General features: G+C 59.3%; 8 protein-coding genes. 3 read left to right on the top strand and 5 right to left on the bottom strand.

The features are described 5' to 3' along the window. On the bottom strand, window positions 1–774 hold a 774-nt coding region (locus KUL77_RS09115), incomplete at its 3' end, for a metallophosphoesterase (RefSeq protein WP_297146042.1). A gap of 119 nt (window positions 775–893) precedes the next feature. On the opposite strand from KUL77_RS09115, the gene KUL77_RS09110 reads away from it, so the two are divergent. The 3 genes from KUL77_RS09110 to rarD all read left to right on the top strand — a co-directional run bounded on the left by KUL77_RS09110 (window position 894) and on the right by rarD (window position 4,974). Beyond that, entirely contained in the window at window positions 894–3,083 is a 2,190-nt protein-coding gene (locus KUL77_RS09110; protein WP_297146039.1) for a carboxy terminal-processing peptidase, read from the top strand. A gap of 74 nt (window positions 3,084–3,157) precedes the next feature. Then, window positions 3,158–4,051, top strand: a complete 894-nt coding sequence (gene yedA, locus KUL77_RS09105; protein WP_297146037.1) for a drug/metabolite exporter YedA — start codon at window positions 3,158–3,160, stop codon at window positions 4,049–4,051. Continuing rightward, a complete protein-coding gene (rarD, locus tag KUL77_RS09100; protein WP_297146035.1) occupies window positions 4,048–4,974 on the top strand; it encodes an EamA family transporter RarD in 927 nt (308 codons plus the stop codon). Before yedA ends, rarD begins: the two co-directional genes overlap by 4 nt. 9 nt (window positions 4,975–4,983) lie before the next feature. On the opposite strand, the gene KUL77_RS09095 is transcribed toward rarD, so the two are convergent. Genes KUL77_RS09095 through KUL77_RS09080 form a run of 4 tightly spaced genes read right to left on the bottom strand, consistent with a single transcriptional unit; the run spans window position 4,984 to window position 9,436 of the window. Next, window positions 4,984–6,300: an ABC transporter permease gene (locus KUL77_RS09095; RefSeq protein ID WP_297146032.1), complete on the bottom strand. Its 1,317-nt coding sequence runs from the start codon at window positions 6,298–6,300 to the stop codon at window positions 4,984–4,986. Between the two features lie 10 nt (window positions 6,301–6,310). Next, the gene (locus KUL77_RS09090) at window positions 6,311–7,468 is read right to left on the bottom strand and encodes an ABC transporter permease (protein ID WP_297146029.1); all 1,158 of its coding nucleotides are present in this window, start codon (window positions 7,466–7,468) and stop codon (window positions 6,311–6,313) included. A 12-nt stretch (window positions 7,469–7,480) separates the two neighbouring features. Continuing rightward, entirely contained in the window at window positions 7,481–8,173 is a 693-nt protein-coding gene (locus KUL77_RS09085) for an ABC transporter ATP-binding protein (RefSeq protein ID WP_297146026.1), read from the bottom strand. A 27-nt stretch (window positions 8,174–8,200) separates the two neighbouring features. Continuing rightward, window positions 8,201–9,436: an efflux RND transporter periplasmic adaptor subunit gene (locus KUL77_RS09080; RefSeq protein WP_297146022.1), complete on the bottom strand. Its 1,236-nt coding sequence runs from the start codon at window positions 9,434–9,436 to the stop codon at window positions 8,201–8,203. Window positions 9,437–9,459: the final 23 nt, after the last annotated feature.

Genomic DNA, 9,459 nt, shown 5'->3' with positions numbered 1-9,459 from the left:
GTCGCCCACGCCTGAAAGCGCGAGCCGTGCGCCGTTGATGTCAATGTTGACGCTTTGGTTTTCCAGCGTTTTAAGCCCCAGGCTGCGGAAGTGGGTCATCCACGCGTTGTAGTCGCTGTAATACTCGTGGTTGCCCGGTGCGATCCATACGCCATAAGGGGCGTGCAGCTGCGCGATAGCGTTTACTTCAGGCCCGGTGCTGGGCACGGGGCCGTCCACCAAATCGCCGGGGAGCACGATTAAATCCGGCTGCGCGGCCAGCGTGCGCACAACAATAGTGGTTGTGCGCCATGCGCCTTTGACCGGGCTGGCGTGAATATCAGCGAGCACTGCGACGCGCAGGCCGTCCATCGCTTCAGGTAACGAGCTGAGTTCAAGCACCTGTTCGTGAACGGCAGGCGGCTTCAACCCGTTCCATGTGCCGATGCCGGTCAGCAAGAGTGTCAGCACAAGCGCGGTGATGTTGGCCTGCGCGCCGTGCCAGCGCTGCGCCCCAGCAGGGCGGCGCACGAGCTTGCTGATCAGCCAACCCAGCTCGCGCACGATAAGCCACAAAAAGCCAAATAAAAATGTGGTCACAACAACGCTGACCCACAGCTGCAACCACGCCGTTGCCGCAGGGCTAAGCCATTGGTTGCGCCAAAAATACACCACCACCGGCAGGCTTGAAGCGGCCAGCAGCGAGAGCGTGCAAGATTTCACCCATTTGCGCGGAGACAGCGGCCACCAGAACCACAGGGCGAGCAAAGGGAAGATGAGAAGGGCTGGCAGCATGTTCAGAAAACCTTTGTACGTGTTTATTCGTGCCTGAACTTCCGGCACTGGATTTTGGTCATAATGGCACGCACTCTGTCATTACTCCCTACAGCGGCCCCCACGCCGCGGAACACACGATGATCCGCAATCGCAAACGCTCGTTATTCGCATTTTCATTGGCTATTGCACTGGCAACGCCGGTGGCGCTGCTGGCTGCCAGTGGTGACAACAGCCTGCCGACGGGCCCAACCCAAGACCAAGGAACGGCGGCGCGCATGGTCTATGGCCTGCTGTCGGATAGCCGCTATGCCTACCGCCCGCGCGCGCTGGACGACAGTCTGTCGCGCGAGATTTTGACCGAATATCTGAAAGCGCTGGATCCGGGGAAATTATTTCTCACCGCGCAAGACGTGGCCGGGTTCAACCGCTATGCCACGAGCTTGGACGACGCAATCAAAAGCGGGCAGGTGGATCCGGCGTGGGCGGTGTATACACTCTACCGCCAGCGCGTGGATGAGCGCATCGCGTTTGCGCGTGCCCAGCTCAAAACCGAGTTTGATTTCACAAAAGACGAGCGCTACGAGTACGACCGCAAAGACGCACCGTGGGCCGATACTGCTGCGTTGGATGTGCTGTGGCGGCAATCGGTAAAGAACGACTGGCTGCGTCTGAAGCTGGCAGGTAAGAAGCCCGACGATATCCGTAAAACCTTGGATAAGCGTTACGCCAACTTGCTGTCCAGCGTGCAGCAGCTCAAGAGTGAAGATATTTTTCAGAGTTTCATGAATGCCTATGCGGGCAGCGTGGATCCGCATACTGACTACATGACGCCGCGCAGCGCGGAAAATTTCAACGTGTCGATGTCCAACTCGTTGGAAGGCATCGGTGCGGTGCTGTTCCGTCAGGACGATGTAGTGGTGCTGCGTGAACTGGTGCCCGGTGGCCCGGCAGCGCGCAGCGGCAAGCTCAAGCCAGGCGACCGTGTCGTGGGTGTGGGCCAGGGTGAAACCGGCGAAATGAAAGATGTCATCGGCTGGCGCATCGATGATGTGGTGGCCTTGATTCGCGGTGCGGCCAATACCCAAGTTCGGCTAGATGTGGTGCCTGCGGAAGCGCCGCTGGATAGCAAGCCGCAACAGGTGCTGATCACGCGCGCCAAGGTGCGCCTTGAAGACCAGCGCGCCAAGCCTGAGACCATCGTGATTCCAGCCAGCGAAAGCCACCCGGCGCGGCGCATCGGTGTGATCAAACTACCGGGTTTTTATCAAGATTTTGAAGCGCGTCGCCGTAAAGACCCGAACTATGCCTCGGCCACGCGTGATGTGGCCAAGATGCTGGCCACCTTCCGCGGCCAAAAAGTCGATGGCGTGGTGCTGGATTTGCGCGGCAACGGCGGCGGCTCACTGAGCGAAGCGGTGGAATTGACCGGGCTATTTATCGACAAGGGCCCGGTGGTGCAGGTGCGCGAGGCCGGTGGCCGGGTCAGTGTGCAGTACGACCGCGACGCCGGTGTGGCGTGGGATGGGCCACTGGCGGTATTGATCAATCGTGGTTCGGCCTCGGCATCAGAAATTGTGGCAGGTGCCATTAAAGACTATGGACGCGGCTTGATCATTGGTGAAGCCAGCTTCGGCAAGGGCACCGTGCAAACCATGGTCGATCTTGACCGCTGGCCTGCCAACGAGAAGCCGCGCTTTGGTGAACTCAAGCTCACCGTGGCGCAATTCTTCCGTCCCGATGGCAGCAGTACGCAGAACAAAGGCGTTGAGCCCGACGTGTTGTTCCCGGCCAGTGTTGATGCCAGTGAATTTGGCGAAAGCACCTATCCCAATGCCTTGCCGTGGACGCGCATCGCCGCTTCGGATCATGTGCGCTACGGCAACTTTACGCCGCTGCTACCGCAGCTGCAGGCGCGCCATCAGGCCCGTTCTGCGAAGGATGTGGAGTATCAATGGTGGGTGGAAGACGTGCGCAAATTCCGCGAGGAATCGGCAAAGAAATCCATTTCGCTCAATGAAGCCGAACGCTTGGCTGAGCGGGATAAGTTTGATGCGCAGCGCAAACAGCGCGCTGAAGTTCGCGCCAATCTGGGGATCGAGCAAGACCCTTTGCTGGACGCGCGCTCAGACGATGGCCTGACCGCCAGCGAACGCAATGTGGCCGATTCTGTCGCGCGTGAAAAAGCGGCAGAAAAAGCGCCTGATCCGCTACTGCGTGAGTCGGCCGCCATTCTGGCCGATGCCATTCGCTTGCTTGGCAAAGACGCTAAGCTCGCCGCGCAAGTGCTGCCGGAAACACGTAATACCGCAGGGCATTGGGCTGATTGAGCCAGTGGAAGTCAATTTGAATTGCCGCGCGGGCACCTCACGGGTGCCCGCGTAGTTTTTGGAACGTGAAAATAATGAGCGCACCACCACTTGCAAAACACTCACATATCGTCGTGGCCTTGGTCGCGCTGTATGTGATCTGGGGATCAACCTATCTCGCCATTCGTTTTGCATTGGAGGGGGGCTTCCCGCCGTTCTTACTGGGCGGTATTCGCTTTCTTGTGGCCGGTGGGTTGATGTACGGCCTGCTGCGCTGGCGCGGTGTGCCTGCGCCCACGCGCAAGCAGTGGTGGCATATGGCCGTGATGGGTGTGCTGCTGTTACTGATGGGAAATGGTCTAGTGAACTACGGCGAGCAGACCGTGGCTTCAGGAATGACCGCAGTAATCGTGTCCTCGTCGGCCTTGTGGATGGGGGTGTTTGCGGCGATGCGCGGCCACCGCCCCAGTGGGATGGAATGGCTGGGGCTGGGCATTGGTTTTATCGGTGTGCTCTGGCTCAGCGCTAGCGGTAGCTTCGCGGCCACGCCGTTGGGATTGATCGCACTGTTGGTGGCATCCGTTGCTTGGTCGTATGGCTCGATCTGGAGCAAAGCGCGCGATTTACCTTCCCCCTTTATGACGGCGGCGGGGCAAATGCTGTGCGGTGGCGTGGCGATGTGTGTCTTGGGGGGCGCGCTGGGTGAACGTTTTGCAACGCCGCCGACCGCGCACGCTATCGCTGCATTCTGGTATTTAGTAGTGATGGGTTCGCTGGCCGGTTTCACCGCGTATGTTTGGCTGCTGCATCACGTGCGCCCGGCACTTGCCACCAGTTATGCCTATGTCAATCCGGCAATTGCGGTGGTACTAGGTGCGCTGCTGGCACACGAGCGTTTTGGCTTGCATGAGGTTGCGGCCATGGGAGTAATTCTGTTGGGCGTATTGGCCATTACCTTGGCAAAAGTCTTTGAAAGGAAACCCGCATGAGCGCAGCACAAGCGTCATCCAGCGCACGGGGAACGTGGGTCGCGGTTGCCGCATTTGTCACCTGGGGCTTAGCGCCGCTGTACTGGCATTTGCTCGAACAGGTGCCTTCATTGCAAATCGTGCTGCACCGTGTGGTGTGGAGCGCGGTGTTTGTATCGGGGTATTTGTTCTGGCGCGATGGTCGCCAGTGGATTCGTAAAACGCTGTCTGGGCAGCCCAAACTGTGGTGGATGCTGGGGCTGTCGGGCCTGCTGATTTCCTGCAACTGGGGGCTGTATATCTGGGCCGTAAATGCAGGCCATGTGGTGGAAACCGCACTGGGCTATTTCATCAACCCACTGCTCAATGTGGTCATTGGCGTGTTGTTTTTGCGCGAGCGCCTGCGCGTGGGGCAGTGGCTTTCGGTGGCGATTGCGTTTGTAGGTGTGCTCTGGCTCACCGTGCAATACGGCAAGTTCCCTTGGATCGCGCTGGCGCTGGCGGTTTCGTTTGGGGTCTATGGTGTGCTGCGCAAATTAGCACATGTGGATTCTGTTTCTGGTTTAGGCATTGAAAGCGCCTACCTATTCCCGCTGGCGCTGATCTGGCTGCTGTGGATCGAACTCAATGGTGGCGGCGGCTTTGCGCATGGCTTTGGTGCCACCGACTCATTCCTGTTGATCTTGTCCGGGATCCTCACCGCGCTGCCGCTGGTGGGCTTTGCCTATGCAGTGCGACGCATTTCATTAACCACCGTTGGGCTGCTGCAGTACATCGCCCCCACGCTGCAATTTTTGATCGGTGTGTTTGTGTTTCATGAGGCGTTCGATAAGACCCGCCTCATTGGGTTTATCTGCATTTGGCTGGCGCTGCTGGTGTTTATTGTGGAAGGCCTGCTTAACGGGCGACGGATGCGCGAAGCCGATCTTGCTGAGTTGGCTTGATTGCCGACCCTACGCCGCGCGCAGCGCCTCCGTAACTGGCAAGCGAGCGGCGCGCAGTGCAGGCAGCAGGCCACCGACGAGGCCAATGCCTAACGCCCATTTCAGGCCTGTCCACAGCAGCTCGGGGGTGATGCGGAATTGGAACACCACTTGGCTGAAATTGCTGCCCACGGTGCTGATGGTATTGCCGTTGAAGGCAAGCCACGCGATGGCTGCGCCTAATAGGCCACCCGCAAGGGCCAGCAGCAGGGTTTCTAGCATTACCGCGGTGACCACCGGCAGGCCACGAAACCCTAATGCGCGCAGCGTGGCGATTTCACGTGCGCGCCCGGCCACGGCGGCATACATGCTGTTGAGTGCGCCAAACACCGCGCCGATCGCCATGATCGCGCCGATCACGGTGCCTAGGACGTTGATCAATGTGGTGATGCCCTGCGACTGCCGGCTGTAGTAGTCGGCGGTGGTGGAGACATCGAGCTTGAGCCGTGGATCGGCGGCGAGTGCAGCTTTGAGTTTGGCGAAACCCTGCTTGCCGTCTAACTTCACGGTGACCGATTGAAACGCTTGGCGCTGATAGGCTGGGCCGAGTACGTCGGCATCGGTCCAGAGTTCGGAGTCGTGCGCATCGCCGCTTTCAAACACACCGACGACGGTCCACTGCTGGTTGGCGAGTTTGAGTTGCTTGCCAAGTTCCAGCCCACGGAACTGCTGCTGCGCGCCGCGACCCACCACCAATTCACGCAGGCCCGGCTGAAAGCGCCGTCCAGCGATCATCTTCAGCTGCGGATGCAGCGCCCAACCGGCTGGGCCGATACCACGGAACTGCACATTGGTGTCGGTGTTGTCGGCTTTGCTGGGAAGATTGACGATTTGCGAAAGCTCGGGTGAGACCAGCATTTGCCCGTCGCGGCCACGGGCAATGCCGGGCAGGGTGGAGATCAGCGGTACCTGATCGCGGGTGATCACCGAATTGGTTTCTGCCTGTGAGCCGCCGCGCAGCAAAATGGCGGTACTGGTGTTGCCGCTTTGTTTGAGCGTGGCCTTGAAGCCTTCCCCCATGGCCAGCATGGCCACCAGCACGCCCACCACGCCTGCAATGCCCACCACGATGACCAGTGACGCTCCCCAGCGTTGAGGTAGCCCTGCCAGCCCCAATTTAGTGGCTTCGCGAGCGAGGCGGCCGCTGCGGGTGGTGCCAAGCCAAAGTGCGATCAGCGCCGCAAGTGCCAGCACACCGACAGCGGGCAAGGCGATCCAAACGGCAAGGCCAAGGAGAAGGATGAAGGGCAAACTGACGCTGCGTGCAATTGATTTCAAACGTGACATAACGATCTCCTTAGCGGCCCGCAAGCGCATCGACAATATTCAGCCGCATACCGCGTAGCGCGGGCAGCAAACCCACCACAAGACCAATGCACAGCATGAGTGCAATGCCTAACCCCCACGTTTGCATGCCCACGCCGGGGAGCTGCACCATGCCGCCGCTGGCGGCACCGACTGCAGGCACGATCATGGCGGCCAAAACCAGCCCCAGCAGGCCGCCAAGCGTGACGAGGAGCGTGGACTCGCACAGCACCAGCCACAGCACACTGCGGTTAGAGAAGCCAATGGTTTTGAGTACGGCAAGCTCGGGGATGCGCTCGCGCACGGCCTGCGCCATGGTGTTGCCGGTGAGTAGCAACAAGGTGAAGAACACCGCCCCCATAATCGCTGAGACAATTGCGCCGATGTCGGCAAATTGTTTGATCATGGATTGACCGAACGCCGCTTCACTTTGGGTTTTTGTTTCGTGGTCGGAGTTCTCGCTCAGTCTGTCGATGGCGTGGGCCACGCGGTCGGACTGGCTGATGTTGCTGGGCTCAATGATGAACCAACCCACACGGCCTTTTACATAATCATTGGCTTCATTGAAATACGTCCAATGGAAGAACAACGCGTTTTCTTGGCCTTTGAGTTTAGGGTCGTCGATGGTGTAAATGCCGCGCAGCTCGAACTGCCAGTCGTTGCTGCCGTTCGTGGGGAAAATGGTGGCCTGAAGCGGAATGGTGTCGCCAATTTTCCAGCCAAACCGTTTCGCCAGCGCCTCGCCAACCACCGCGCCGCGGCGGTCGGCCAGCCATGCCTTTTTCTGCGCGGTGGGCAGTTTGAATTCAGGATAAAGATCCATGAACTCCGGGCTGACACCGTAATTGACAAAGAAATTTTTGGGGTCACGGTAGATGCCGCCAAACCAGACCGCATAGGCGGATTGTTTGATACCAGGAACAGCGCGAATTTGTGCGTCCAAACTAAGTGGAAGCATTTGTGTAATCGAGAGCCGCGACATCGTCACCATGCGTTTGGCGGCAGCGTCGTTATTGCCAGAGGAAAACGCAACGCGCACCGAATCCAACATGCCAAACAGCAAGAATGCGGCGACTACCGAGAGCAAGGTAAGCAGGGTGCGTGTTTTGCTGCGCAGCAGCGCGGCCCAAACAAGATGAGCATATTTCATGGCGCGTTCCCCTTAGGCCGCTTGCTGCGTGTGCTCGACCAGCACGCCCTTGTCGAGGTGCAGGGTATGGCTGGCGTATTCGGCGGCTTTGGGATCGTGTGTGACCATCACGATGGTCTTGCCATGGACGCGGTTGAGTTCTTGCAGCAGTCCCAAAATATCTTCAGCTGATTGGCGGTCTAAGTCGCCGGTGGGTTCATCGCAAATCAGCAGGGTTGGGTCCGATACAATCGCACGCGCAATCGCGACGCGCTGCTGCTGGCCGCCGGAGAGCTCGTTGGGCTTATGTTTGGCGCGATCGGCAAGGCCCACGAGCTGCAATGCAACCGCGGCGTTCTGGCGCCGCTGCGCAGCAGAGAGATGCGTAAGCAGCAGCGGTAGTTCTACATTCTTTTGCGCGGTCAGCGTGGGCATCAGGTTATAGAACTGAAACACGAAGCCGACGTTCTGGCTGCGCCAATGTGCAAGCTGGGCATCGCGCATATGCTCGATATGCGCGCCTGCAATTTCGATGGTCCCCGCACTCGGGGTGTCGAGGCCGCCAATCAAGTTCAGCAAGGTGGTTTTGCCCGAGCCGGAAGGCCCCATCAATGCCACAAAATCACCCTCTGCAATCTCAAGGTCGATACCGCGCAACACATCGACCGTTTCCGGGCCGCGACGATAAGTTTTATGCAACTGTTGGATGCGAACGAGGGCGGACATGGATGGCTCCTGAGAAAGAAATGCGTGCTATTCCTGAGAGATATGAACGCGCGCGCCGTTGGTAAGGGTATCTGGGGCATCGAGGACGACCTGCTCGCCGCCTTGTAAGCCGAGGGTTACTTCGCGGTCGTCGCCAAGGCTGCGCCCCAACGTGAGTGCGCGTTGTACGGCTTTTCCATCAATTACAACGAAGGCCACGTCTTTGCCGTCACGTTCGGCAATGGCCGTGGCAGGAATTAGCACGCTGGGTGCGGCCTTGGTTGGCACTGGCTTGGCCGCTTCAAGGAAGCTCACGCGCGCCCCCATATCGGGAACGATGCGACTATCGCCTTTTGCGCTCAGTGCAACGCGCACCTTTACCGTGGCCTTGCCGCGATCGGCGGCAGGAATTATGGCGATCACCGTGCCGGGAATCTTCCAGTCTTGGTAGGCGTTGAGCACGGTGGTGGTGGCCATACCCGGCTGCACGCGGCCGATATACGACTCACCGACTTCCACTTCCACTTCCAGCGAGTTCATATCCACGATGGTGCCGATACCGGTGCGGGTAAAGCCGCCGCCTGCAGACAGCGGCGAAATGATTTCACCCACCTGCGCCGCTTTGGCGATCACCACCCCTGAGAACGGTGCGCGCACGATGGTGTTATCAACACCGTTATCCGCAATGGCAAGGCCGTCGCGGGCCACTTCGGCATTGCGCGTGGCGGTGCTGAGCTGGGCGCGCAGCGCGTCGCGGGCCGCGATGGCTTGATCGAATTGCGAACGTGAAATGAGCTGTTGTTTCACCAGTTCGGCATAGCGCGTTGCATCGGCTTCGGCCTGCTTCAATTGAGCCTGCACGCTGCTGATTTGGCTTTGCGCAGCGAGCACTTGTGAAGCCGACAGCGTGCGTTGGGCATTGGCATCCACTGGGTCGAGCCGCGCAAGGACCTGCCCTTCTTCCACATGTTGGCCCTCTTCAATCAACACTTCACGCACCTTGCCGGTGACCTTGGCAGAGACCGTGGCCATGCGCCGCGCCACGACATAGCCACTGGCGTCTAAAACCGATGCGCCCCCACCACCCGCCGCATTCACGGCGGTCGCTTCGGCAACGTGTACCGCAATGCCTTTGCCGCCACGCAGCCCTAGAAAGGTCAGCACGGCAACTACTCCGGCAACTGCAACGATCAGCCCGACCCACAGCCCTTTACGCGACGCTGGAGGCGGTGGCGCGCTGCGGTCGATCTTCAACGATTTCAATAACTCGGCATTGGTATTCATGCAGGCATCAAAAAATGAAAGGT

Source organism: Thermomonas sp., assembly GCF_019104945.1.
In the GTDB taxonomy this organism is placed as follows: domain Bacteria; phylum Pseudomonadota; class Gammaproteobacteria; order Xanthomonadales; family Xanthomonadaceae; genus Thermomonas.
Note: the sequence above shows the minus strand (reverse complement) of the source record. Positions and strands in the feature narration are given on the sequence as shown.